The sequence below is a fragment of the Streptomyces sp. NPDC093546 genome (genome assembly GCF_044765045.1).
Lineage (GTDB): Bacteria > Actinomycetota > Actinomycetes > Streptomycetales > Streptomycetaceae > Streptomyces.
Window position 1 is genome coordinate 17,953 of sequence record NZ_JBIWJG010000025.1, and the last position, 24,312, is coordinate 42,264.

The following is a 24,312-nucleotide window of genomic DNA, read 5'->3' on the forward strand; positions in this document are numbered from 1 at the left end:
ATGACGTCAGCGACCGGACTTCGGGTCGAACGCGTCGCGTACCGAGTCACCGAGCAGGTTGAAGGCCACGACGAAGACGACCATGGCGACCCCGGGGAAGAACATGTACGCGGGGTCCTGCTCGTAGATGCTCGCGCCGATGGCGAACATCCGGCCCCAGTCCGGGGTGGGTTCGACGAAGCCGACACCCACGTAGGACAGGAAGGCCACCGAAAGGATCGTGGAGGGCAGCATCAGCGTCGCCTGCACGAGAATCGGGGTGACGAGGTTGGGCAGCAGCTCCTTGCGGATGATCCGCCAGGGAGAAGCGCCCGCGATCTTCGCGGCCTCGACGAACTCCCGCTCGCGCAGGGAGAGGGTCGCGGCCCTGATCAGTCGGGACAGGCCCATCCAGCCGAGGAACGACAGGACCACGATGATCGCGCCTGCGCGCAGCGCCGTGGGCGTCTCCTCTTCGGGGCTGACGAACGCCGCCACGACGACGGGCATCGACGCGATGAAGAACAGCTGGCTGGGGAAACCGAGCAGGAAGTCGGTGAACCGTCCGAGCCAGAAGTCGACCTTGCCGCCGTAGTACCCGCCTACCAGACCCACCACCACGCCGACGACGACCATGAGGATCGTCGCGGCCAGAGCCGTGTAGATGGACGTACGCATGCCGTAGAGCAGCTGCGTGAACACATCACGGCCCAGGATGGGCTCGATGCCGAACCAGAATTCGCCGGACATGCCGCCGAACGACCCGGTCGGGATGGAGAACTCGTCGAGGAGCCCGATGGTCTCCTGCCCGTAGAGGGTGTACGGGTTCTTGCCGTACACCTTCGCGATGAGCGGGGCGAGGAGTGCGATGACGAAGAAGAAGATGACGATCACAGCGGAGACGACTCCGGTGCGGTCACGCTTGAATCGACGCCACATCAACTGCCCGGGAGAGAGCCCGGCGGGGTCCTTGGCCGACGAAGCCTCGTCCTTCGACGGGGCAACCACTTCCAAGACGGCGGACGCTTCAACGCCCTCGGTCTGCGCTGGACTTGTCACGGTCGTTCCGCCCCCGTGGGGATCACTACCGCAGACACGACCCGATCGGTGCTTATGGCACCACGCATGGGGTCCTCCTCATGAGTTCACTTGTTACCGCAACAGGGATACGCGGCATCCCACCGACACCCCTGACGGCGAGATCCCCAAGTACCCCAGTGTGCTCGTGAGTCGGCGCACTCCCCACAGTGCGTGACCCATTGACCCGAGCTCAATGGAGCCAACTATTAAGTACAGCCGGGCCGTAAACCACACTTAAAGGGTCTCGTTTTGACAACATCGCCAAGACCCCGAAGCCCGAAATCCGGACAAACTGAGTACAGACAGACACCCGCGAAACGGACCGTTAACCCACGTTCCGGAGAGCGACGGTCGATATACGAACACTTCGGCAGGGAAAAGGCATTGACGCGGCCCCTCCGGAGCCCTAGGACTCGCCCCGAGGGCCCCTGCGCGGCCCGCACCGCCCCCGGGAACGGCGAACGGCCGCCGGGGCGGAACCCCAACGGCCGTTCGACACGAGGACGTACGGCTCAGCCGTACTGCCGCACGGTCAGCCGTGCTTGGCGCGCGAGGCGGCGCGGGCGCGCTCGCGCTGGTCCAGGTTGACCTTGCGGATGCGGACGGCCTCCGGCGTCACCTCGACGCACTCGTCGTCGCGGCAGAACTCCAGCGACTGCTCCAGCGAGAGCTTGCGCGGCGGGACGATCGCCTCGAAGGAGTCGGCCGAGGACGACCGCATGTTGGTGAGCTTCTTCTCCTTGGTGATGTTGACGTCCATGTCGTCGGAGCGGGAGTTCTCACCGACGATCATGCCCTCGTACACCTCGGTGCCCGGCTCCACGAAGAGCACGCCGCGCTCCTGGAGGTTGGTCATCGCGAAGGCGGTGACCGCGCCGGAACGGTCGGCGACGAGCGAGCCGTTGTTACGGGTCTGCAGCGTGCCGAACCACGGCTCGTGGCCCTCGTGGATGGAGTGGGCGATGCCCGTGCCGCGCGTCTGCGTCAGGAACTCGGTACGGAAGCCGATGAGGCCGCGGGACGGCACGACGAACTCCATGCGGACCCAACCGGAGCCGTGGTTGGACATGTTGTCCATCCGGCCCTTGCGGACGCCCATGAGCTGCGTGACCGCGCCCATGTGCTCCTCGGGCACGTCGATGGTCATGCGCTCGACGGGCTCGTGGACCTTGCCGTCGATCTCCTTGGTGACCACCTGCGGCTTGCCGATGGTCAGCTCGAAGCCCTCGCGGCGCATCTGCTCGACCAGGATGGCCAGCGCCAGCTCACCGCGGCCCTGCACCTCCCAGGCGTCCGGGCGCTCGGTGTCCAGCACGCGCAGCGAGACGTTACCGATCAGCTCGCGGTCCAGGCGGTCCTTCACCTGGCGGGCGGTGACCTTGCGGTCCTTGACGGCGGCCTTGTTGTCCGCGCCCTTGCCGGTGGCGCCACGGCCGACCAGCGGCGAGGTGTTCGTACCGATGACCATCGAGATCGCCGGCTCGTCGACCGTGATCAGCGGCAGCGCGATCGGGTTCTCCGGGTCGGCCAGCGTCTCGCCGATCATGATGTCCGGGATACCGGCGACGGCGCAGATGTCACCGGGGCCCGCTACCTCGGCCGGCTTGCGGGTGAGCGCCTCGGTCATCATCAGCTCGGTGATGCGGACGTTGGAGATCGAGCCGTCACGCTTGATCCACGCGACCGTCTGGCCCTTGCGCAGCTCGCCCTGCTCGACGCGGAGCAGCGCGATGCGGCCGAGGAAGTTGTCGGCGTCGAGGTTGGTGACGTGGGCCTGGAGGGGGGCCTCCTCGTCGTACACCGGGGCCGGGATGTGCTCCAGGATGGTGGAGAAGAACGGCTCCAGGTTGGCGGAGTCGGCCGGGACGGTGCCGTCCTCCGGCTTGGTCAGCGAGGCGATGCCGTCGCGGCCGCAGGCGTAGACGATCGGGAACTCGATCTGCTCCTCGTCCGCGTCCAGGTCCAGGAACAGGTCGTACGTCTCGTTGACGACCTCGTCGATCCGGGAGTCCGGGCGGTCCGTCTTGTTGATGCAGAGGATCACCGGCATCCGGCGCTGGAGCGCCTTGCGGAGCACGAAGCGGGTCTGCGGCAGCGGGCCCTCGGAGGCGTCCACGAGCAGCACCACGCCGTCGACCATCGACAGACCGCGCTCGACCTCACCACCGAAGTCGGCGTGGCCGGGGGTGTCGATGATGTTGATCGTGATGGGCGCCCCGCCGTCCTTGGGGTGGTACTTCACCGCCGTGTTCTTGGCGAGGATCGTGATGCCCTTCTCACGCTCCAGGTCATTCGAGTCCATCATGCGGTCGTCGACCGAGTCGAGCTGGTGCGCGGCGAAGGCACCGGCCTGCTTGAGCATGGCGTCGACGATGGTCGTCTTGCCGTGGTCGACGTGGGCGACGATGGCGACGTTACGGATGTCGTGGCGCGTGGGCATAAGTGGCTGGCGCTTCTCTCAAAATCGTGGGTGCGGCGTCTCTTGGTCCTCGTACGCCCGCCGGGCGGTCGCGCCACGGCTGTGTTCCATGGTACGGGGCACGGGCGGAAGCGGCTTCCCTGCCCATTCGGGAAGCACGGACATGCGGCGGGTGGTACGGCTCTGCGGCACTGGGGGGTGCTGGTGAGGAGGGGCCTGCGGGGCCGGACGTGAGCTTGCCCACCGGTGGGTCCGGCGGGCAAGCGACTTGAGCGGATTCTGAGCTTGACCTGCTCCTACGCGGCTTCCGTCACTTCCGACGGAAGCCGATGTCCTCGTAGCGGGGCGTCGCGAAGCCGAAGGCCCCGGCGTTGACCACGTTCGGCCGGGCCGCGACCAGCTGGGGCCGCTGGTAGAGCGGGATGGACCCGGCCGCGGCCCAGATCCGGGCATCGGCCTGCTTCACCAGCTCCCGCGCCGCCTTCTCGTCGAGCTCGGCGGCCGCCTGGTCGAAGAGCTGGTCGATGTGGTCCGTACCGACGCGCGTGTAGTTCTGCTCCACGAGCAGGGACCCGTCCGTGGCGGGCTGCGGCTTGGCGAAGATCGGCCGCCCGTCGGTCGCGGGGTAGGCGGTGGCGGGCCAGGAGTAGAGGGCGAGGTCGTAGTCGCCGGCGGCGATGTGGTCCTTGAAGTAGCTCTCGTCGGAGACCTTGACGACGTGGGTGCGGATCCCGATCCGGTCCAGCATTGCGGCGATCTTCCCGCCGACGGTCCGCAGCGCCTCCGAGCCGGGCCCGGACGGCAGGACGAACCGCAGGGTCAGCTCCTTGCCGTTCCTGCCGAGCGGCCCGCCCGCCGCCTCGGCGGAGGGTGACGCGGGCCCGGGTGCGGCGGTGCCGCGCGGGGCGTACGCGCCGGGGACGCCGCCCTTCGCCTTGTCGGCCTGGTCGGAGGTGTCCACCCTGCCGGGGTTCTCGGCGTCGTCGGTCCCGCCGACGGAGGCCGCCTGCCGCAGCAGCGCGCCCCGGACCGCCTCGACGGGGGCGGGGGCCAGGATGCGGGTGCCGTCGCCGTCGCCGGGCGACTTGTCGTCGCCCACGATGTAGAGGCCGTCGTTCGAGGGCCGGTCCGGGGCGCCCTGGCCGTGCGCGGCCGTGCGGGCCCCCGGGACGGACGCGGCCCTCGGCGTGCCCGGGGAGGCCTCGGCGCCCGCCTTCGTCCCCTCCTTCGGCTCGGCGGGCTTGCGGGCCCCGCCGCCGGGGGTCCAGCCCGCGTCCGCCAGCAGGGCCTGGGCCTCCTCGGTGTCCTGCTCGCCCAGCGCGCCGCTGCTGTCCGCGTACGCCCACTGGCCGGCCAGCGCGAGGTGGCTGCCGACCGGGTGCGCGGGCAGTCCCAGCGGCTTCAGGACGGCCTCGGCGAGCACGCGCCGGTCCAGCGCCCGGGCCACGGCCCGGCGCACCCGCTCGTCCGCGAGGGGCCCGGACTCGCCGTTCAGCGCGAGCTGCGTGTAGGCGGGCTCCAGCGACTTGCGGACGGTGAAGCCGCGCAGCGCCTCGCGCTCGGCCGCCTGCGCCGCGGCCGCCTGCCGCTCCTTCGCGCGCACCGCCTGGACGCGCGCGGCCGTGACCTCGTCGGAGCCGTACGCCAGGGCCCAGGACTTCAGCGCGGCGGACGGCGCGAGGGGAGCGGACACGGGGCCTGCGGCGGCCTGCGGTCCCGCGGCGCCCTCGGCACCCGCGGCGCCCTTCTTGCGCTCCTGCGCCGCCTGCGCGATCCGGTCGGCCGTCGCGCGGTCGATCTCGGCCAGGTCCACCGTCCCGGCGGCGAGCGCGGCGGCGCGCCCGGTGCGCGGGACGGCGCGCAGCACGAGCGTGTCGAGCTTGGCGGGCTGCCCCCACCAGCGGGGGTTGCGTACGAGGGTGACCGTGCCGGCGTCGGTGTCGACGGCCTTCAGCCGGAAGGGGCCGGCGGAGGTGGCGAGCCGCGTCCGGGCGCCGTCGTTGAAGGTGTCCGGCTTGCCGGTGACGTCCTTGGGGTAGAGCGGGGTGAACAGGGCGCGCCAGTCGGCGTACGGCTTGTTGAAGGTGACCCGCACCTCCAGGTCGCTCGCGCCGCGCTCGATCTTCTCGATGCGTTCGTACCCGGCGTTGCGGGCGGTCCAGTACGCGGAGTCCTTGCCGCTGAGCGCGCGCCACTGGGCGGCGAAGTCCGGGGCTCCGATCTCGCGCCCGTCGCTCCACACCGCCTGCTGGTGGAGCTTGTAGAGGACGACCTGCTTGGGCTCGGTCTCGATGATCTCGGCCGATTCGAGGTAGTCGGGGTTGCGCTGCGGGCGGCCGCGGTCGTCGAGGGTGAAGAGGGCGGGCAGGACGGCCCCGGCGATGCGTGCGGTGGTGGCGTCGGCGTCCGCCTGGAAGGCGTTGAGCGTGGCCGGCACGGCGTCGACGGCCCAGCGCAGCGTCCCCCCGTCGGCGACCCGGTCGCGCGCGGCGGGCGCGATGTCCTGGGGGACGGGCCGCGCGGTGCTCTCCTCGTCGCCGGAGCCGCATCCGGTCAGCGTGAGGACGGAGGCGGCGATGACGCCCCCGGTGAGGAGGGCGACGGACCGGAGAGGAGCGCCGAGGTGGGACATGTCTTATACCTCTTCGTCCTGTTTTGTGGAATTTAGAGATGATCAGACCTATTGCCCCTACACTGAAAACCACCGGCCGGGCCCGCGGCGGCGACACGGCGGTGCGGTCCGCGAAATGCCACCCGTGCGGCCCAACGGTGCCTCCAGAAGAGTGGAATCCATGCACGCGGCTTCCCAACGGGTGATGTGACGCGCAACACTCGCAGGCGCGTGTTTGCCACCCCTTTGCCACCCCCGCGATCGCGAAGTGAGGGTATTCCATGGCACTTCAGGACGATTTGACCGAGGTCAAGCGAAACCTCGAAGAGCTCGCCCGTTCGATCATCCGGCTGGAGCAGAACCTCGCGCAGCAGCGCGAGGGAACGTCCCCGTCCGCGGCCGTCGGCAGGCCGGAGGGCCTGGTGACCATCTCGGACGATCCGTACGACTCGTCCCTCTGGATCGACACGGACGACGAGGGTCTGGGCGCCCGGGGCCGGCGCGCCCCCTGACGGGACCGGGGGTCGGCACGCTCGCCCACACCCACCCACAGGCCCCTCCTAGGAGACCCCGTTGGCCACAGGGACCCAACAACCACACACCGAACCGGCGGATCCATCGCGCACCGGCGTGCACAGCGCCACCCGTGCCGCCATCGCGCCCCGCCACCTGCGTACCGACCGCTGGTGGCTCGCACCCGCCGCCACGGCCGCCGGACTGCTGGCGTTCATCGTCTACTCCACCTGGCGCGCCTTCGCCAACAGCGACTACTACGCCGCGCCCTACGTCTCGCCGTTCTACTCGCCGTGCCTCGCCGAGAACTGCGCGCCGATGAAGGGCGGGCCCAACTGGGAGATCTTCGGCAGCTGGTGGGGCCTCTCCCCCGCCCTGCTGATCCTGATCTTCCCGCTCGGCTTCCGGCTGACCTGCTACTACTACCGCAAGGCGTACTACCGGGGCTTCTGGGCGTCGCCCCCGGCGTGCGCGGTCGCCGAGCCGCACAAGAAGTACACCGGCGAGACCCGCTTCCCGCTGATCCTGCAGAACATCCACCGGTACTTCTTCTACGCCGCCCTGCCGGTCGCCGGCATCCTCACGTACGACACCGTGCTCGCCTTCCGCGACGCGTCGTACGCCTGGGGGCACATGGGTCTGGGCACGCTGGTCTTCCTCGTCAACATCGTGCTGATCTGGGCGTACACCCTCTCCTGCCACTCCTGCCGGCACATCGTCGGCGGCCGGCTGAAGCACTTCTCGAAGCATCCGGTGCGCTACCGGCTGTGGAGCTGGGTCGGCAAGCTGAACGCCCGTCACATGCAGCTCGCCTGGGCGTCGCTGCTGAGCGTGGCGCTCGCCGACTTCTACGTGTACCTGCTCGCCACGGGCGCTTTCGAGGATCCGAGGTTTTTCTGATGACGCAAGCGGAACGGCAGCAGTGGGACGTCGTCGTGGTCGGCGCCGGCGGGGCGGGGCTGCGGGCCGCCATCGAGGCGCGCGAACAGGGCGCCCGTACGGCCGTGGTCTGCAAATCGCTGTTCGGCAAGGCCCACACCGTGATGGCGGAGGGCGGCATCGCCGCCTCCATGGGCAACGTCAACGCCGGGGACAACTGGCAGGTGCACTTCCGCGACACCATGCGCGGCGGCAAGTTCCTCAACCAGTGGCGGATGGCCGAGCTGCACGCACGCGAGGCCCCCGACCGGGTGTGGGAGCTGGAGACCTGGGGCGCCCTCTTCGACCGCACCAAGGACGGGCGCATCTCCCAGCGCAACTTCGGCGGTCATGAGTACCCCCGCCTCGCGCACGTCGGGGACCGCACCGGCCTGGAGCTCATCCGTACGCTCCAGCAGAAGATCGTCTCCCTCCAGCAGGAGGACAAGGAGCGCTTCGGGGACTACGAGGCCCGGCTGAAGGTCTTCCAGGAGTGCACGGTCACCCGCGTCCTGAAAGAGGACGGCCGCGTCTCCGGGGCCTTCTGCTACGAGCGCGAGTCCGGCCGCTTCTTCGTCCTGGAGGCCCCGTCCGTGGTCCTCGCGACCGGCGGCATCGGCAAGTCCTTCAAGGTCACCTCCAACTCCTGGGAGTACACCGGCGACGGCCACGCGCTGGCGCTGCTGGCGGGCGCGCCGCTGGTGAACATGGAGTTCGTCCAGTTCCACCCCACCGGCATGGTCTGGCCGCCGTCCGTGAAGGGCATCCTCGTCACCGAGTCCGTCCGCGGCGACGGCGGCGTGCTGCGCAACAGCGACGGCAAGCGGTTCATGTTCGACTACGTCCCGGACGTCTTCAAGGAGAAGTACGCCGAGACGGAGGAGGAGGGCGACCGCTGGTACGAGGACCCGGACAACAACCGGCGCCCGCCCGAGCTGCTCCCCCGCGACGAGGTCGCCCGCGCGATCAACGCCGAGGTCAAGGCGGGGCGCGGCTCCCCGCACGGCGGGGTGTTCCTCGACGTGTCGACGCGCATGCCGGCCGAGACCATCAAGCGGCGGCTGCCGTCGATGTACCACCAGTTCAAGGAACTGGCGGACGTCGACATCACCGCCGAGCCGATGGAGGTCGGCCCGACCTGCCACTACGTGATGGGCGGCGTGGCCGTCGACTCGGACACGGCCGCGGCGGTCGGCGTCCCCGGCCTGTTCGCCGCCGGTGAGGTCGCGGGCGGCATGCACGGCTCCAACCGGCTCGGCGGGAACTCCCTCTCCGACCTGCTGGTCTTCGGGCGCCGGGCCGGGCTGTACGCGGCGGAGTACGCGACCGGCCTCGGCGAGCGCCCGCGGGTGGACGCCGCGCAGGTCGACGCGGCGGCGGCCGAGGCGCTGCGGCCGTTCGGCCCCGAGGGCCTGGAGCCCGCCGAGGTCCCGGAGAACCCGTACACGCTCCACCAGGAGCTCCAGCAGACGATGAACGACCTCGTCGGCATCATCCGCCGCGAGGAGGAGATGGCGCAGGCGCTGCGCACCCTCGCCGAGCTGCGCCGGCGGGCGGGGCGGGCGGTCGTCGAGGGCCACCGGCAGTTCAACCCCGGCTGGCACCTGGCGCTGGACCTGCGCAACATGCTGCTGGTCAGCGAGTGCGTGGCGCGTGCGGCGCTGGAGCGCCGGGAGAGCCGCGGCGGCCACACCCGGGAGGACTGCCCGGGCATGGACCGCGAGTGGCGGCGGATCAACCTGCTGTGCAAGCTCGCGGCGCCCGACTCCGCGCGCGGGCAGATCACCCTGGAACGCACGACGACCGAGCCCATCCGTACCGACCTGCTCGCTCTCTTCGACAAGGAGGAGCTGGTCAAGTACCTCGCCGAAGAGGAGCTCTACGAGTGACCACGTACGACGCGAGCTTCCGGGTGTGGCGGGGCGACACGGCCGGCGGCGGTCTGAAGGACTTCACCGTCGAGGTGAACGACGGCGAGGTCGTGCTCGACATCATCCACCGGCTCCAGGCCACGCAGGCCCCGGACCTGGCGGTGCGGTGGAACTGCAAGGCGGGCAAGTGCGGTTCGTGCAGCGCGGAGATCAACGGCCGTCCGCGGCTGATGTGCATGACGCGGATGTCGACGTTCTCGCGGGACGAGACGATCACGGTGACGCCGCTGCGGGCCTTCCCCGTGGTGCGGGACCTGGTGACGGACGTGTCCTTCAACTACGAGAAGGCGCGTGAGGTGCCGTCGTTCGTGCCGCCGCAGGGGCTGGCGCCGGGCGAGTACCGGATGCAGCAGGTGGACGTGGACCGTCCGCAGGAGTTCCGCAAGTGCATCGAGTGCTTCCTGTGCCAGGACACCTGCCATGTGGTGCGCGACCACGAGGAGAACAAGACGGCCTTCGCCGGGCCGCGCTTCCTCATGCGGATCGCGGAGCTAGACATGCACCCGCTGGACGCGGCGGCGGACAGCGGCCTGGACCGCAAGGCGACGGCGCAGGACGACCACGGGCTGGGCTACTGCAACATCACCAAGTGCTGCACCGAGGTCTGCCCCGAGGGCATCAAGATCACGGACAACGCCCTGATCCCGCTGAAGGAGCGGGCCGTGGACCGCAAGTACGACCCGCTGGTGTGGCTCGGCAGCAAGATCGGCCGGCGTCCGGTCGCGAAGCCCCAGAAGGGGACATAGCCTCACAGATGTGACGCTGGGTACCGGCCCCCCGTACGCGTACGGGGGGCCGGTGTCATCGAGGAGAGGTGCCATGACCAGCAAGCAGACCGTCCTCGGCCGCGTGGCCCAGCTGGCGAAGGCCGACGTCAACGCGCTGCTCGACCAGGCGGAGGATCCGCGGCGGATGCTGGACGAGCTGATCCGCGACTACTCCACGCACATCGCCGAGGCCGAGCGGGCGGTGGAGAGCACCCTCGACGGCCTGCGGCTGCTGGAGCAGGACCACGGGGAGGACGTCACGGCGGCCCACGAGTGGGGTGAGAAGGCCCGTGAGGCGAGCCGCAAGGCCGACGACCTGCGGATGGCGAACCGCGGCGGCCTCGCGGACAAGTTCGACACCCTCGCGAAGGTGGCCCTCGGGCACCAGCTCCAGGCCGAGGAGGACGCACGGGCCGCCGAGCCGACGATCGCGGCCCAGCGGGAGCTCGTGGCGACGCTGCGGGACGGCCTGGAGCGGATGCGGCAGAAGCTGACCGCGCTGGAGGCGGCGCGTACGGACGCGACCGCCGTCAGCCGTACGCCGAAGCTGGACGTGGTCCGCTCGATCGACGTCCTCGACCCCACGAGCGAGCTGAACCGCTTCGACGACAAGGTGCGCCGCGAGGAGGCCAAGGCGCTGGGCAAGCAGGAGCTCGCGGCCTCGTCCCTGGACGGCCTCTTCGAACGGCTGGACCTGCCCGACCTCGCCACCCGCCGCGCGGAGATCGAGGCGCGGCTGGCGGCGCTGAAGGCGGCTGCGTAACCACTCCTTCGGCTTCGGCTCAGAACATGCTCAGGAGCTGGTCGACCGTCGGTTCCGAGGGGCTCGTGCCCGAGGGGAGCGGGAGGTCGAACCAGACCGTCTTGCCGCGCGGTGTGCGCCGCGAGCCCCACGAGGTGCTGAGCAGGCCGACGAGCTGGAGGCCCCGGCCGCCCTCGTCGGTGTCGCGGGCGCGGCGGCGGCGCGGCTGGACCAGGCCCGCGTCCCACACCTCGCACACCAGGGTGCGGTCGCGCAGCAGCCGCAGCCGGATCTCGCCCTCGCCGTACCGCAGGGCGTTGGTGACCAGCTCGCTGACGAGCAGCTCCACGGTGTCGACGAGCGGCTCCAGCTCCCAGGCGGTCAGCTGGGCCCGGGCCAGTTCGCGGGCGCGGCCGACGGAGCGCGGCTCGCGCGGCAGGCGCCAGTCGCCGACCGCCTCGGCGGGCAGTCCCTGGACGCGGGCCATGAGCAGGGCGATGTCGTCCTCGCCGTGGCGGGTGTCCAGGGTGGTGAGGACGTGGTCGCAGACGTCCTCCAGCGGCCGCGCCGGGTCGGTGAGCGCGCTGCGGAAGGCCCGCAGGCCCTCGTCGAGCGGGTGGTCGCGGGACTCGACGAGCCCGTCGGTGTAGAGGGCGAGCAGCGCGCCCTCGGGGAGCTCGATCTCGACCTCCTCGAAGGGCTCGCCGCCGACGCCGACGCCGAGGGGCATGCCGGGCGGTACGTCGAGGAGGAGCGCCTCCTCGCCCTGCTCGACCAGCACCGGCGGGAGGTGGCCGGCGTTGGCGAAGGTGCAGCGGCGGGTGACGGCGTCGTACACCGCGTACACGCAGGTGGCGAGGTAGACCTCGGAGCGTTCGGCCGCGCCGCGGCCGGCGCGGCCGGCGCCGGTGGGGGTGCCGAGGCCGCGGGCGATCTCGTCGAGGTGGGAGAGGACCTCGGCCGGCTCCAGGTCGAGCTGCGCCAGGGTGCGGACCGCCGTGCGCAGTTCGCCCATCGCGACGGCGGCGCGCAGCCCGCGGCCCATGACGTCGCCGACGACGAGGGCGGTGCGGTGCCCGGGCAGTTCGATGACGTCGAACCAGTCGCCGCCGACCTCGGTGGCGGTGTTGCCGGGCAGGTAGCGGCAGGCGATGTCGAGGCCGGCCGCCTCGGGGTCGCCGGGCGGCAGCAGGCTGCGCTGGAGGATCAGCGCGCGTTCGTGCTCGCGGCGGTAGAGCCGGGCGTTGTCGATGCAGACGGCGGCGCGGGCGGCGAGCTCGACGGCGAGGGCCCGGTCGCGTTCGCCGAAGGGCTCGCTGCCCTTCGTACGGGAGAACTGGACCAGCCCGACGACGGTGTCGTGCGCGACCATCGGCACCACGAGGGTGGACTGGACGAGGCTGCCGTCGGCGGCCGGCAGGGTCTGCGGGCGGCCGGTGCGCAGGGCGGCCGCGCAGGGTGAGTTGAAGGGGTAGCGGTGGACGGCGCCGACGTCGATGGGCGCGGTGTCGCAGCAGCGGGGCACCTCGCCGGGGTTGACGCTCTGGCTCACCAGCGGGGTGTCCGACACGGCGCTGGCGAAGGCGACGCGGCGCAGGTCGGCGCCTCCGTCGGCGGCGCGCCCGGGCGGGGCCTCGTCGCCGGTGAGCAGGCCCTGGTAGAGGTCGACGGAGGCGAGGTCGCAGAAGCCGGGGACGGCGACGTCGAGGAGCTCGCGGGCGGTGGTCTCCAGATCGAGGCTGTTGCCGATGCGGGCGCTGGCCTCGTTGAGGAGGGCGAGGTTGCGGCGGGCGCTGGCGGCCTCGCGGGCGGCGATCTGGCGGCGGGTGACGTCCGTGCCGAGGCCGGCGACGCCGATGGGGCGGCCGGTGCCGCTGTGCACCCGGTAGAGGTTGATCGACCAGTGGCGGTGGTCGGTGGTGCCGGGCACGGAGCCGGTCAGCTGGAGGTCGGTGACGGCCTCGCCGGTCCGCAGGACGCGCTGGAGCGCGGCGGTCATCCGCTCCGCCTCGGGTCGCGAGAGGTAGTCGTGGACGGTACGGCCCCGGTGGTCGTCGACGGAGCCGCCGAAAACGGTGGCGAAGCGGCGGTTGGCGCGCTGGACCGTCAGGTCGGTCCCGAAGAGGAGAAACCCGAAAGGCGATTGACCGAAAATCGCCTGTGATGCGGCAAGATCGGTCTCGATCCGCCGGAGCGCGCGGACGTCGACGACGATGCACAGCGCGCCCCGCTCGCCGTCCGCGGTCTCGCTCGGCATCACGTACAGCTCGGCTATGCCGCGGGTGACGCGCTCGCCGGGGATACGGAAGGGGACGAGGCCCGTCCATTCCTTGCCGTCGAGGATCTCGGCGACCTTGCGGTGACCGCGCGGGCGCAGGTCGGGGGGCATGAACGCCTCGACCGGGTCCTTGCCTCTGACCTCGCGGGCCGGGATGCCGAACAGCTCGGCGGCGCGGAGGCTCCACTGATCGACCAGGCCGTCGGGGCCTATCGAGAAGGACGCGACTCTGATGTAGTCATAGATCGAGCCAGGCGGGCTGCTCTGCCACATGACGCCGCTCGCCGTCTCAGGTATCTCGCTCACGCGACCGTCCCCTCCAGCTCACCGCACCGGACCGGCCATTCCCGCAGTATTCAGCACTACGGCCCCCGTCGGCACGCCGTTCACGATCACAGGGTGGTCTCGGTCGTTTTGAGCCTGCCCGGAAAGTGATCGTCCCTTCACTCTTCTAACCAGGCAGGACCAGCTCGAACCACACGGTCTTTCCCGCGCGCCCCCTGCGGGTCCCCCAGCGGCGGGCGGAACAGGCCACGAGCTGAAGCCCGCGGCCCCCTTCCTCGTCGGGTCCGGCGGACCGCTCCAGGGGCGGATCCGGAAGCGGATCGGAGACCTCCACGGTGAGGGCGGGCACCCCGTCCCGGTGCGGCGGACGGCTCAGCCGGACCCCGATGGGCCCGGAGGCGTACCGCATGGAATTGGTCACGAGCTCGCTCACCAGCAGCACCGTCACATCCCCGACGGCCGCGTCCAGATCCCAACCGCGGAGCGTCTCCCGGACGGCGTGCCGGGCGGTCCGTACGGCGTCGAGCTCGGCCGGGAAGGTCCACTCGGCGACGCACTCGCCTTTGGTGTCGATCACGCCGACCACTTCCCAGAGCGAGGCAGACCCACGTCCATTTTTTGGGGGGTTAATCGGGACATACCCGATATTCGGGGCGCACTATCGTGTCGGGGGGCGCATGGTGGCACGAACGGCGTACAGCGGGCGTCAGGGTCCCGAGGCGGGGCGGCCTCTCAGGACCGCTTCTCAGGCCTGCCGCTCAGACCTGCCTCTCAGGACTGCTCCGCGGGGAAGTAGCCCGCCACCGCGGCGACGGCGGGGCGGTCTTGATCCAGCCAGTCGACACTGTCCAGTTCACGGCGGTCCAGCCACCGCAGCTCGTCATGGTCCTGCAGCGCCCGCGGCTCCCCCGTGATGAGCCGCGCCGTCCAGACCTGGAGGACGTACCCCGGAGCCAGCGGCCACTCGCCGGGCACGCGCTCGACCGGCACGGTCTCCACGCCCAGCTCCTCGCGCAGCTCCCGCACGAGCGCCTCCTGCGCCGTCTCGCCGGCCTCCAGCTTGCCGCCGGGCAGCTCCCAGCGGCCGGCGAGCGCCGGCGGGGCGCTGCGGCGCGCGGCCAGGAGCCGCCCCTCGTCGAACACGGCTCCGGCCACCACCACACGATCCGTCATGCGCCGGAGCGTAACCCGCGCCCGGTCAGCGCAGTCAGCACGGTGAGAAGGGTCCGAAGGGTCAGACGGTCGTCTGGCCCACCCGCTCGACCCAGTACGTCTGCTCGTGCCCGCGCGAGTCGAGGCTGTCGGCGAGCTTCTGCGCCTCGTCCCTGGTGGCGCACCTGCCCACCCGGTACTGGTTGCCGTTGTCGTCCTGGCGAATGACCAGCCAGGGGAGTACCGCACCGCTGTCGTTCATCGCACCTCTCCCCGCGCCGGCGCGCATATCTCTAAGGATCCCGACGAAACCGCACTCCGCATATGCCCGAGCTTACGCCTGACCTTTACGCAGCGGATACGGGTTTTCACAAAGAGATACGGTTCCAGCCAGGGAACCGGCACAGAAAGGGGGCGCACTCGGCTGAGTGCGCCCCTTGCGCGGAGCCGAGAAGCCCCGTCAGCGCACCGGCAGGTGGTACGAGAGCCGGTAGCGGTCGGCGGGCACCACCACATCGGCCGTCTCCACCGCCCGCCCCGAGGCGAAGTACGTCCGCTCCACCACCATCACCACGTGCCCCGGCACCCCGCCGAGCGTCAGCAGCTCCTCCGCGAGCCCGGGCCGCGCGCCGACCTCCTCCACCACGTTGTCCACGACGACGTCGATGGCCGCCATCCGCTCGACGACCCCGCAGCCACCGAGCGGCCCCTCCTCCGGCAGCATGACCGGCGTGCGCCCGGTGACGGCGAGCGGCTCCCAGGAGGTGGAGAGCATCATCGGCTCACCGCCCTCCCGGAAGACGTACCGCGTGCGCATCACCCGCTCCCCGAGAGCAATGCCGAGCCGCTCGGCGATGGCCGCGCTCGCGCGCTCCTGCTCACTGCTGGACTCCCAGGTGCCGCGCGCCCCCTCGTCCGCCTGCTCCTGCCGGAAGGGGGTGGCTCCGGAGGGCCTGCGGTAGCCGGAGCGCGCGATCCGGCGCGGCACTGGCCGCTCCCGGACGTACGTCCCCGAGCCGGAGCGGCCCTCCACCAGACCCTCGGCCATGAGCACCTTGCGGGCCTCCAGGGCGACGGTGTCCGAGACCCCGTACTCCTCGCGGATGCGGGCCTGCGAGGGGAGACGGGTGTGCGGCGGCAGCGAGCCATTGACGATCTTCTGCCGAAGATCGCTCGCGACGCGCAGATAGGCGGGCTGCTCACCGAATGTCACGGGCCACTCCCATCAGCTTGACAGACAGCTACAGCGTGGCAACCGACGGTTGAGCCCCGCAAGCATGAGCCAGAGATTCACCCAAAGTGATGACGGCCGTTCAGACGGCCGCGCCCGCACCGGAACCCGAGCCCGACTCCCCCGACTGGCCCGGGTCCTCCGGGTCCTCCGGGTCCTCTGGGTCCTCGGTCGGATCGTCCGGCGGGGTGTCCGCCAGCCCGAGCGCGGTGCGCGCCTCGGCCCCCAGGTCGTACGGAAGGGCGTCGTACCCCCGCTCGTAGTGCTCCCAGAAGGCGTCCGGGTCCGAGGTGTCGGCCGCCTTCTTCCAGTGCCCGCGGGCGGACTTCAGCTGCGCCACGAGCTCCGTGACGGCCTTCTTGGACGCGGCCGGCCACTGGTACTTCTCCAGCGCCGCGGCCGACGCCGTCAGCGTCGCCTCGACGTCACGGGCCCACGCCGTGTTCGCTTCGAGGTCGTCGTCGGCGCTCTCCTCCGGCTCCTCCATGAGGGCGGTCTCGATCGGGTTCAGCGCCAGGAGGTAGGCGAGCTGGTGGGCGTCGAGGTTCGTGGCGTCCGCGCGCACCGACCCGGTCAGCTTGCCGGTCTCGGCGGTGACCGAGCAGCTCACCTCGCGGTCGCCGTACCGCCAGCTGTCCTCGCTCGGCTGGTAGTAGTACAGCCAGGCGTTGTCCGGGAGCGCCCAGGCGTCCATCGCGTACGCGTTGCTGATCGTCTCGCAGCGCTCCTCGGCCTGGGCGTCGAGCGCCTTCTCGCCCGGCCACTCCTTGCCGAAACCGGTGAGCTTGAAGGAGCCGGTGATCTCGCCGTCGTGCGGCCGGGAGCACGGGACGATCTCCACCTCGGCCGCCTCCGCCTCGGGGCCGCCGGCGGTCCGGTCGAAGCACTGCCCCTTGCGGAGGTCGAACGTGGAGCGAGTGCTCCGCTCCTCCCTTATCGCCTCCCGCAGGCCGTCGTAGGCCTCGCGGAAGCCACCGCCGGCGATCCCGGCCGTGACCAGCAGCGTGCCGACCAGGGACATGACCATGCCCCCGATGGCGAGCCCCTTGCCGCGCTCGCCCTTCTTCTTGATCCGCGCGAGGGCGATGGCCCCCAGGATCATGCCGAGCGGCGGTACGCAGCAGAGGATGCCCACGATCAGGGACGCGATGGAGAGCCCGTTGATGGGGGGCACGGGCGGCGGGGGTGGGCCGGGTGCACCGGGGATGCCGTACCCCGGTATGCCATAGGCGGGATGGGGCTGCTGGGGCGGGGGCCACCCCTGGGAGGACGGTTCCACGGCTGTGCGGTGCTCCTGTCGGGGCGGATTCGAGCATCTGAACGGGGGCGCGCGGCATCGTACGCGACACGTGAAAGGGCGGCCGCCAGGGGATGGCGGCCGCCCTTCACGTGCGGTGGGACGGGTGCGTCAGAACGTCAGAACTGCAGGGCCCAGGAGTCGATCTTCCCGGTGTCGTAGTTGGCGTTGTCGCTCACCCGCAGCTTCCACGTGCCGTTCGCGACCTCCGAGGAGGCGTTGACGGTGTACGTGGTGTTGATGTTGTCGGCGCTGCCGCCGGTGCCGTAGCCCTTGAGCGTGTACGCGGTGCCGTCGGGCGCGATCAGCTGCACCTGGAGGTCGCCGATGTACGTGTGGACGATGTTCACGGGCACCTGGAGGGCGGACGGGGCGTTGCCCGTGACGCCGGAGACGGTGACCGGCGATTCGACGGTGGCGTTGTCGTTGATCGCGTAGTCGGCGGTGTTCTCGAACCGCTTGCCGGGAGGCGGCGTGGTGCCGCCGTCGCCGACGTACAGCAGGCGGTTCGGGGAGCCGGTGCCCGGGTTGGTGACCACGCCGGTGGTGGCGGCGGAGGTCAGCGCCGAGGCGACCTGGGACGGGGTCGCCGTCCGGTTGTTGGCCAGGTACAGCGCGGCGGCGCCCGCGACGTGCGGGGTGGCCATCGACGTACCGGAGATGGTGTTGGTGGCGGAGTCGCCGGTGTTCCAGGCCGAGGTGATGGAGGAGCCCGGCGCGAAGATGTCCACGATGCTGCCGTAGTTGGAGAAGCTGGACCGCGCGTCGGTGTTGGTCGTGGAGCCGACCGTGATCGCCTCGCTGACGCGGGCCGGCGAGGTGCTGGACGCGTCGCGGCCGTCGTTGCCGGCGGCGATGGCGTACGTGACGCCGGAGGCGATGGAGTTGCGTACGGCCGTGTCGAGCGCCGAGTCGGCGCCGCCGCCGAGGCTCATGTTGGCGACGGCCGGCTTGACGGCGTTGCGGGTCACCCAGTCGATGCCGGCGACGACCTGGGCGGTGGTACCGGAGCCGGAGTTGTTGAGCACGCGGACGCCGACGATCTTGGCCTTCTTGGCCACGCCGTACGCGTTGCCGGCGACGGTGCCGGCGACGTGCGTGCCGTGGCCGTTGCCGTCCTGCGCGGTGTTGTCGTTGTCGACGGCGTCGTAGCCGTACGTGGCCCGGCCGCCGAAGTCGCCGTGGGTGATGCGTACGCCGGTGTCGATGATGTACGCGGTGACGCCGTCCCCGGCCGGCTCGGGGTAGGTGTAGCTCTGGTTGAGCGGCAGGGCGCGCTGGTCGATGCGGTCCAGGCCCCAGGAGGGCGGCGACGGCTGGGTGCCGTTGATGCTGAAGACGCGGTTCTGGACGACGGAGTCCACGGCCGGGTCGGCGGCGAGCTTCTTCGCCTGGGCCTCGGAGAGCTCGACGGCGTAACCGTTGAGGGCCGAGGTGAACGTCTTCTCGATCTTCGCACCGTACTTCGCGGCGACCGCGCGGCCCGCCTTGGACTCGGCGGGAGCCTCGGACTCGTCCAGGGTGACGATGTAGCTGCCCGCGACGGCGTTGGGAGCGCCCGCGTACTGGATGACGCCTTCCGGAGCCTGCTCTGCCGCGGCGGACGGCAGGGCGGACGCGGTGCCGAGCGCCAGGGCGGCGACGGCTATGGCGCTGGCCGCGGCGAGTCTTCGCCGCGAGGTACGCATCACTGACATGTGAGGGGTCCTCCTCATCGGGTGGTGCGCTGCTGTGGGGGTGCGACACCCAGGCATGGACATGCGCATGACAAGCCGCACGTCAAGGAGACGCCGCCGCGTACGCGGCGTTTCCCGTACCTGACTGCCGAGCGAAAGATTGGCTGATCCATAGGAATCGCACAAGGGTGCCGACGCTCCGGTAACAAGGTCGCCACACCGCCGTCACGCCGGAGTCCCCGGTCCCGGCAGGGGGCTTCGCCTGTCCGCATTGCGGAGTCCGCTGCCCCGTATCCGCCCTGACCTGGGTCTGGCCTCCGCATGCCGGGGCGTCCGCGACGGCGGCACCCTCCCGACCGTGGCCGGAAATCAGTTCCGTGCGGTGTGCGGAGACTTGGCCGAACGGAGCCTGTTCGCCGAGCCCGCGGGTGTGGCGGCGTGCCGTGCGGCGCGCAGGGGGCCGGTTACCGGTGCAGCATGGAAGAGAGGCCCACAACGACGACCCCGGAGGTGTGGGAGCCATGGGCACATACATGGACGTCCACCGCGGAATGAAGGGCATCACGTCCGACCAGCTGCGCGAGGCGCACGAGGCGGACCTCGCCATCGAGAAGGAGGAAGGGGTCCACTTCGAGAGGGCATGGGCCGACCCGCAGTCCGGCACGGTCTACTGCCTGTCCACCGGTCCCTCGGCGGACGCGGTGAAGCGCATCCACGAACGGACCGGCCACGCGGCCGACGAGATCCACGAGGTGCCGCTGTCGGTGTGACGCGAGGGTCACCGATCCCGGACTACGACCGGCGGCGGGGCTTCCCGCTCTTGCCGCCGCTGCGGCCGGCCGGCTTCCCGGTCGACTTTCCGGAGGCTTTTCCGGCCGACTTCCCGGCCGACTTCCCGGCCGCCTTCCCGGTCGACCCTCCGGCGGCGGGCTTGCGCCGTGCGCCGGTGGCCGTCGTCTCGGGGCGCTTCCGCTGCTTCGGCTCAGCGGCCGGGGCGGCGGCGCGGCCCCGGGTGCTGTTGACGGTCCGCCCCCGGACGATCCCGATGAAGTCCTCCACCATGTCGGTGGTGGCGTCCTCCGGCCACGACAGCGCGACACGCGACTGCGGAACCCCGGTGACCGGCCGGTACGTGAGGTCCCTGCGGTGGTGCAGACGCGCCAGCGACTGCGGGACGAGCAGCAGGCCCACCCCCGCCGCCACCAGCTCGATGGCGTCCGCCGTCGTGGCGGGGCGCTCGATCGCGGGCCGCCCCGGCGGGTGCTCCCAGTCGAGGGTGTCGTCGAGGGGATGGAAGACGACCTCGTCGGCCAGCTCCTCGGCGGAGACCTCCTCGACCGCCGCCACGATGTGGTCCTTCGGGACCACGACCACCGTCGTCTCGGTGTAGAGCGGGATCGCGCTGAGGTCCGTCCCGTCGACCGGCAGCCGCAGGAAACCGGCGTCGGCGCCGCGCCGGCGCAGTACGCCGGGGGCTTCGGCGGCCGGCACCGCGACGAGCTCCAGCGGGATGTGGGGCAGGCGCTCCTGCCAGATCCGCACCCACTTGGCGGGTGTCACGCCCGGGACGTACGCGAGCCGGAACGAGGGAGGTGCTTCCGAGCCTGTCACCCGGCCAGATTACCGGGCGTGGTCGGCGGTCGCGCGCATGCTCGATATCCTTGACACCATGACGTCGCACAAGACCGCCCAGACGATGAAGCCCGCGACCGCGGCGAAGAAGCTGGGTGTGTACCTCGAGGCCACCCCCGCCGAGTTCCGTGAGGGTGTCGTCACGCGCGACGAGCTGACCGCCCTCCAGTCCGACCCCCCGGAGTGGCTGCGCGAACTGCGCCGCAACGGCCCGCACCCCCGCCCCGTCGTCGCCGCCAAGCTGGGCGTCTCCATCTCGGGCCTCGCCCGCGGCGGAGTGACGGAGGCCCTCACCACCGAGCAGATCGAGGCGCTGAAGCAGGAGTCCCCGGAGTGGCTCCAGAAGGAGCGCGCCACGCAGGCCGAGGTCCGCAAGGAGGCGGCGCGCCTGAAGGCGAAGCAGGCGGAGCAGACGGAGCAGGGCGAGTAGCCCACGCGACGCCACGTTCCTGACCGCGCCTACGGTACGTAACGAGAAGGGCCGGCTCCCGAGGGAGCCGGCCCTTCTCGTATGCGCACGCGCACTACAGCGTGCCCGTGAGGTGTTCCGGCCGTACCGGCGTCTTGTTGAGCTCCAGGCCCGTCGCGTTCCGGATCGCCGCGAGGACGGCCGGGGTGGAGGACAGGGTCGGGGCCTCGCCGATGCCGCGCACGCCGTACGGCGCGTTCGGGTCGGCCAGTTCGAGGTAGTCGACCGGGATGGTCGGGGTGTCGAGGATGGTGGGGATCAGGTAGTCCGTGAAGGAGGGGTTCTTCACCTTCGCGGTCTTCGGGTCGACGATGATCTCCTCCATCACGGCGACGCCCAGGCCCTGGGTGGTGCCACCCTGGATCTGGCCGACGACGGACAGCGGGTTGAGGGCCTTGCCGACGTCCTGGGCGCAGGCGAGCTCGATGACCTTGACGAGTCCGAGCTCGGTGTCGACCTCCACGACCGCGCGGTGCGCGGCGAAGGAGTACTGGACGTGGCCGTTGCCCTGGCCCGTCCGAAGGTCGAACGCCTCGGTCGGGCGGTGGCGCCACTCCTCCTCGACCTCCACCGCCTGGTCCTCCAGGACGTCCACCAGGTCGGCGAGGACCTCGCCGCCGTCGGTGACGACCTTGCCGCCCTCCAGGAGGAGTTCGGCGGTGGCCCACGCGGGGTGGTAGGCGCCGAACTTGCGGCGGCCGATCTCCAGCACCTTCTCGCGGACGATTTCGCAGGAGTTCTTGATGGCGCCGCCGGTCATGTACGTCTGGCGGGCCGCCGACGTCGAACCGGCCGAGCCCACCTGGGTGTCGGCGGGGTGGATGGTGACCTGCTGGACACCGAGCTCGGTGCGGGCGATCTGCGCGTGGATCGTGACACCGCCCTGGCCGACCTCCGCCGCGGCAGTGTGGACCGTGGCGACGGCCTCGCCGTTGATCACCTCGATGCGGACCTTGGCGGTGGAGTAGTCGTCGAAGCCCTCGGAGAAGCCGACGTTCTTGACGCCGACCGCGTAGCCGACGCCGCGGACGACGCCCTCGCCGTGCGTGGTGTTGGACAGACCGCCGGGCAGCGCGCGGACGTCGGCGCCCGCGGTGGTCTCCCACTGGCGCTCCGGCGGTAGCGGGCGGGCCTTGACGCGCCGCAGCAGCTCGGCGACCGGTGCGGGCGAGTCCACCGGCTGGCCGGTCGGCATGATCGTGCCCTGCTCCATGGCGTTGAGCCGGCGGAACTCCACCGGGTCCATGCCCAGCTTCGCCGCGAGCTTGTCCATCTGCGCCTCGTACGCGAAGCACGCCTGGACCGCGCCGAAGCCGCGCATGGCGCCGCAGGGCGGGTTGTTCGTGTAGAGGCCCACCGCCTCGATGTCGACGTGGTCGATGACGTACGGACCGGCCGAGAGGGACGCGGCGTTGCCGACGACCGAGGCCGTGGACGACGCGTACGCCCCGCCGTCCAGCACGATCTTGCACTTCATGTGCGTGAGCTTGCCGTCCTTGGTGGCGCCGTGCTCGTAGTAGAGCTTCGCCGGGTGCCGGTGGACGTGGCCGAAGAACGACTCGAACCGGTTGTAGACGATCTTGACCGGTTTGCCCGTCCGGAGCGCGAGCACGGAGGCGTGGATCTGCATCGAGATGTCCTCGCGGCCGCCGAAGGCGCCGCCGACACCGGCCATCGTCATGCGGACCTTCTCCTCGGGCAGGCCGAGGACCGGGGCGATCTGCTTGAGGTCCGAGTGCAGCCACTGGGTGGCGACGTAGAGGTCGACACCCCCGTCCTCCGCGGGCACGGCGAGGCCGGACTCGGGGCCGAGGAAGGCCTGGTCCTGCATGCCGAAGGTGTACTCGCCCTCGACGATGACATCGGCGCGCCTGCGGGCCTCCTCCACGTCGCCGCGGATGATCGGCTGGCGGTGCACGATGTTCGGGTGGGGAACGTGCGCGGCGTGGTGGTCGACGCGGTTCTCGTGCACGAGTACGGCGTCGGGAGCGAGCGCGGAGGCCTCGTCGGTGACGAGCGGCAGCTCCCGGTATTCGATCTTGATCTTGGCGGCGGCGCGGCGGGCGGTCTCCGGGTGGTCGGCGGCCACCAGGGCGACCGGCTCGCCGTGGTGACGGACCTTGCCGTGGGCGAGGACCGGGGTGTCCTGGAACTCCATGCCGTAGTACTTCATCGGGGCCGGCAGGTCGTCGTACGTCATCACCGCGTAGACGCCGGACGTGGCCAGCGCCTCGGAGGTGTCGATGGACACGATCTCGGCGTGCGCGACCGTGGACCGCAGGATCTGCCCCCAGAGCATGTCCTCGTGCCACATGTCCGAGGAGTAGGCGAACTCGCCGGTGACCTTGAGGGTGCCGTCGGGGCGGAGCGTCGACTCGCCGATGCCGCCCTTGGCCCGGGAGCGCTGGGTGACGTTGGTGGGGATACCCGTGGTGGTTCCGGCCATGATCAGACCACGCCTTCCTGGAGTCCTTGAGCTTCCCCACGGGCGGCCGCCAGGCGGACCGCGTCGAGGATCTTCTCGTAACCGGTGCAGCGGCAGAGGTTGCCGGAGAGCCCCTCGCGGATGTCCTCGTCCGTCGGGGAGGGGTTGCGCTCCAGCATCTCGTCGGCCGCGACGAGGAGGCCCGGGGTGCAGAAGCCGCACTGGACGGCGCCCGCGTCGACGAACGCCTGCTGGATCGGCGAGAGCGTCGCCCGCGGGGAGGGGCTGGTCTCGTCGCCGGTCCGCGCGCCGGTGACCGTGCCGTCGTGGGCTTTCTTGCCGGCGTGGGTGCCGCGACCCCCGTGCGCGGCACGCTGTTCGGCGTAGTCGGCGAGGCCCTCGACGGTGACGACCTCGCGGCCCTCGACCTGGCCGGCCGCGACCAGGCACGAACACACCGGGACGCCGTCCAGGCGGACCGTGCAGGAGCCGCACTCGCCCTGCTCGCACGCGTTCTTGGAGCCGGGCAGGCCCACTCGCTCGCGCAGCAGGTAGAGGAGGGATTCACCTTCCCAGACGTCGTCGGCTTCCTGCCGACGGCCGTTGACCGTGAAATGCACGCGCATGGTCACGCCACTCCTTCCGCGACGCCACGGCCCGTGCCGTTGCGGTACTGCTCCCAGGTCCAGCCGAGCGTGCGGCGGGCCATGATCCCGACGGCGTGACGGCGGTAGTTCGCGGTGCCTCGTACGTCGTCGATCGGGTTGCAGGCGGCGGAGGCGAGCTCCGCGAACTGCTTGGCGACCGACGGGGTGATGATCTTGCCGTTGTCCCAGAAGCCGCCCTCTTCGAGCGCGGCGTTCAAGAACTCCTCGGCCGCCTTGGCCCGCACCGGGGTGGGGGCCGC

20 protein-coding genes and 1 pseudogene are annotated in these 24,312 nt (G+C 71.0%); 7 read left to right on the forward strand and 14 right to left on the reverse strand.

Annotation, left to right across the window (positions count from 1 at the left end):
* Window positions 1-6: 6 nt before the first annotated feature.
* From ACIRNI_RS31460 to ACIRNI_RS31470, 3 genes are all read right to left on the reverse strand, one after another.
* Complete coding sequence (locus ACIRNI_RS31460) at window positions 7-993, reverse strand: ABC transporter permease (protein ID WP_403556730.1); 987 nt, start codon at window positions 991-993, stop codon at window positions 7-9.
* A gap of 598 nt (window positions 994-1,591) precedes the next feature.
* Window positions 1,592-3,499, reverse strand: a complete 1,908-nt coding sequence (gene typA / locus ACIRNI_RS31465) for a translational GTPase TypA (protein WP_403556731.1) — start codon at window positions 3,497-3,499, stop codon at window positions 1,592-1,594.
* Window positions 3,500-3,788: 289 nt separating this feature from the next.
* Entirely contained in the window at window positions 3,789-6,110 is a 2,322-nt protein-coding gene (locus ACIRNI_RS31470; protein ID WP_403556733.1) for an ABC transporter family substrate-binding protein, read from the reverse strand.
* A gap of 260 nt (window positions 6,111-6,370) precedes the next feature.
* Between ACIRNI_RS31470 and ACIRNI_RS31475 the strand changes: the two genes are divergently transcribed.
* The 5 genes from ACIRNI_RS31475 (at window position 6,371) to ACIRNI_RS31495 (ending at window position 10,981) form a co-directional block, all read left to right on the forward strand.
* Complete coding sequence (locus tag ACIRNI_RS31475; RefSeq protein WP_403556735.1) at window positions 6,371-6,601, forward strand: hypothetical protein; 231 nt, start codon at window positions 6,371-6,373, stop codon at window positions 6,599-6,601.
* A gap of 61 nt (window positions 6,602-6,662) precedes the next feature.
* Window positions 6,663-7,502, forward strand: a complete 840-nt coding sequence (locus tag ACIRNI_RS31480) for a hypothetical protein (RefSeq protein WP_403556737.1) — start codon at window positions 6,663-6,665, stop codon at window positions 7,500-7,502.
* On the forward strand, window positions 7,502-9,409 hold the full coding sequence (locus tag ACIRNI_RS31485) for a fumarate reductase/succinate dehydrogenase flavoprotein subunit (protein ID WP_403556739.1): 1,908 nt from the start codon (window positions 7,502-7,504) through the stop codon (window positions 9,407-9,409). Before ACIRNI_RS31480 ends, ACIRNI_RS31485 begins: the two co-directional genes overlap by 1 nt.
* Window positions 9,406-10,197 (forward strand): succinate dehydrogenase/fumarate reductase iron-sulfur subunit, encoded by a 792-nt coding sequence (locus tag ACIRNI_RS31490; protein WP_403556741.1) that lies wholly within the window; start codon window positions 9,406-9,408, stop codon window positions 10,195-10,197. The genes ACIRNI_RS31485 and ACIRNI_RS31490 overlap by 4 nt, the downstream gene beginning before the upstream one ends.
* A 73-nt stretch (window positions 10,198-10,270) precedes the next feature.
* The gene (locus ACIRNI_RS31495; RefSeq protein ID WP_403556743.1) at window positions 10,271-10,981 is read left to right on the forward strand and encodes a PspA/IM30 family protein; all 711 of its coding nucleotides are present in this window, start codon (window positions 10,271-10,273) and stop codon (window positions 10,979-10,981) included.
* Between the two features lie 19 nt (window positions 10,982-11,000).
* On the opposite strand, the gene ACIRNI_RS31500 is transcribed toward ACIRNI_RS31495, so the two are convergent.
* The 7 genes from ACIRNI_RS31500 to ACIRNI_RS31530 form a co-directional block, all read right to left on the reverse strand.
* A complete protein-coding gene (locus ACIRNI_RS31500) occupies window positions 11,001-13,511 on the reverse strand; it encodes a SpoIIE family protein phosphatase (protein ID WP_403556762.1) in 2,511 nt (836 codons plus the stop codon).
* A gap of 178 nt (window positions 13,512-13,689) precedes the next feature.
* Window positions 13,690-14,109 carry an ATP-binding protein gene (locus ACIRNI_RS31505; protein WP_403556745.1) on the reverse strand — a complete coding sequence of 140 codons (420 nt, stop codon included), beginning with the start codon at window positions 14,107-14,109 and terminating at the stop codon, window positions 13,690-13,692.
* Between the two features lie 185 nt (window positions 14,110-14,294).
* Window positions 14,295-14,696 carry a (deoxy)nucleoside triphosphate pyrophosphohydrolase gene (locus ACIRNI_RS31510; protein ID WP_403556747.1) on the reverse strand — a complete coding sequence of 134 codons (402 nt, stop codon included), beginning with the start codon at window positions 14,694-14,696 and terminating at the stop codon, window positions 14,295-14,297.
* A gap of 61 nt (window positions 14,697-14,757) precedes the next feature.
* Window positions 14,758-14,937: an SPOR domain-containing protein gene (locus ACIRNI_RS31515; protein WP_355364022.1), complete on the reverse strand. Its 180-nt coding sequence runs from the start codon at window positions 14,935-14,937 to the stop codon at window positions 14,758-14,760.
* A gap of 198 nt (window positions 14,938-15,135) precedes the next feature.
* Window positions 15,136-15,888 carry a GntR family transcriptional regulator gene (locus ACIRNI_RS31520; RefSeq protein WP_403556749.1) on the reverse strand — a complete coding sequence of 251 codons (753 nt, stop codon included), beginning with the start codon at window positions 15,886-15,888 and terminating at the stop codon, window positions 15,136-15,138.
* Window positions 15,889-15,988: 100 nt separating this feature from the next.
* A complete protein-coding gene (locus tag ACIRNI_RS31525) occupies window positions 15,989-17,080 on the reverse strand; it encodes a DUF4190 domain-containing protein (protein ID WP_403556751.1) in 1,092 nt (363 codons plus the stop codon).
* A gap of 242 nt (window positions 17,081-17,322) precedes the next feature.
* Window positions 17,323-18,900 carry a S8 family peptidase gene (locus ACIRNI_RS31530; protein WP_403556753.1) on the reverse strand — a complete coding sequence of 526 codons (1,578 nt, stop codon included), beginning with the start codon at window positions 18,898-18,900 and terminating at the stop codon, window positions 17,323-17,325.
* Window positions 18,901-19,400: 500 nt separating this feature from the next.
* Here ACIRNI_RS31530 and ACIRNI_RS31535 point away from each other — a divergent pair, with 500 nt between their 5' ends.
* Entirely contained in the window at window positions 19,401-19,649 is a 249-nt protein-coding gene (locus tag ACIRNI_RS31535) for an SCO4226 family nickel-binding protein (RefSeq protein ID WP_355364010.1), read from the forward strand.
* A 22-nt stretch (window positions 19,650-19,671) separates the two neighbouring features.
* Here ACIRNI_RS31535 and ACIRNI_RS31540 read toward each other — a convergent pair whose 3' ends face one another.
* Window positions 19,672-20,490 carry a LysR family substrate-binding domain-containing protein gene (locus ACIRNI_RS31540; protein WP_403556755.1) on the reverse strand — a complete coding sequence of 273 codons (819 nt, stop codon included), beginning with the start codon at window positions 20,488-20,490 and terminating at the stop codon, window positions 19,672-19,674.
* Window positions 20,491-20,548: 58 nt separating this feature from the next.
* On the opposite strand from ACIRNI_RS31540, the gene ACIRNI_RS31545 reads away from it, so the two are divergent.
* Entirely contained in the window at window positions 20,549-20,941 is a 393-nt protein-coding gene (locus ACIRNI_RS31545; RefSeq protein ID WP_403556757.1) for a DUF5997 family protein, read from the forward strand.
* Window positions 20,942-21,035: 94 nt separating this feature from the next.
* Here ACIRNI_RS31545 and ACIRNI_RS31550 read toward each other — a convergent pair whose 3' ends face one another.
* The 3 genes and pseudogenes from ACIRNI_RS31550 to ACIRNI_RS31560 all read right to left on the reverse strand — a co-directional run.
* Window positions 21,036-23,426: a xanthine dehydrogenase family protein molybdopterin-binding subunit gene (locus ACIRNI_RS31550; RefSeq protein ID WP_403556759.1), complete on the reverse strand. Its 2,391-nt coding sequence runs from the start codon at window positions 23,424-23,426 to the stop codon at window positions 21,036-21,038.
* A 2-nt stretch (window positions 23,427-23,428) separates the two neighbouring features.
* Window positions 23,429-24,031, reverse strand: a complete 603-nt coding sequence (locus ACIRNI_RS31555; protein ID WP_403556761.1) for a (2Fe-2S)-binding protein — start codon at window positions 24,029-24,031, stop codon at window positions 23,429-23,431.
* 2 nt (window positions 24,032-24,033) lie between these two features.
* Window positions 24,034-24,312 (reverse strand): annotated as a pseudogene (locus tag ACIRNI_RS31560) (xanthine dehydrogenase family protein subunit M); the annotation flags it as partial.

Bases quoted from the DNA above. Each gene is read 5' to 3' on its own strand.
- ACIRNI_RS31530 (WP_403556753.1), bottom strand. From the start codon at position 18,900: ATGTCAGTGATGCGTACCTCGCGGCGAAGACTCGCCGCGGCCAGCGCC.
- ACIRNI_RS31485 (WP_403556739.1), top strand. From the start codon at position 7,502: ATGACGCAAGCGGAACGGCAGCAGTGGGACGTCGTCGTGGTCGGCGCC.
- ACIRNI_RS31470 (WP_403556733.1), bottom strand. From the start codon at position 6,110: ATGTCCCACCTCGGCGCTCCTCTCCGGTCCGTCGCCCTCCTCACCGGG.
- ACIRNI_RS31555 (WP_403556761.1), bottom strand. From the start codon at position 24,031: ATGCGCGTGCATTTCACGGTCAACGGCCGTCGGCAGGAAGCCGACGAC.
- ACIRNI_RS31545 (WP_403556757.1), top strand. From the start codon at position 20,549: ATGACGTCGCACAAGACCGCCCAGACGATGAAGCCCGCGACCGCGGCG.
- ACIRNI_RS31550 (WP_403556759.1), bottom strand. From the start codon at position 23,426: ATGGCCGGAACCACCACGGGTATCCCCACCAACGTCACCCAGCGCTCC.
- ACIRNI_RS31535 (WP_355364010.1), top strand. From the start codon at position 19,401: ATGGGCACATACATGGACGTCCACCGCGGAATGAAGGGCATCACGTCC.
- ACIRNI_RS31500 (WP_403556762.1), bottom strand. From the start codon at position 13,511: ATGTGGCAGAGCAGCCCGCCTGGCTCGATCTATGACTACATCAGAGTC.
- ACIRNI_RS31475 (WP_403556735.1), top strand. From the start codon at position 6,371: ATGGCACTTCAGGACGATTTGACCGAGGTCAAGCGAAACCTCGAAGAG.
- ACIRNI_RS31510 (WP_403556747.1), bottom strand. From the start codon at position 14,696: ATGACGGATCGTGTGGTGGTGGCCGGAGCCGTGTTCGACGAGGGGCGG.
- typA (WP_403556731.1), bottom strand. From the start codon at position 3,499: ATGCCCACGCGCCACGACATCCGTAACGTCGCCATCGTCGCCCACGTC.
- ACIRNI_RS31495 (WP_403556743.1), top strand. From the start codon at position 10,271: ATGACCAGCAAGCAGACCGTCCTCGGCCGCGTGGCCCAGCTGGCGAAG.
- ACIRNI_RS31515 (WP_355364022.1), bottom strand. From the start codon at position 14,937: ATGAACGACAGCGGTGCGGTACTCCCCTGGCTGGTCATTCGCCAGGAC.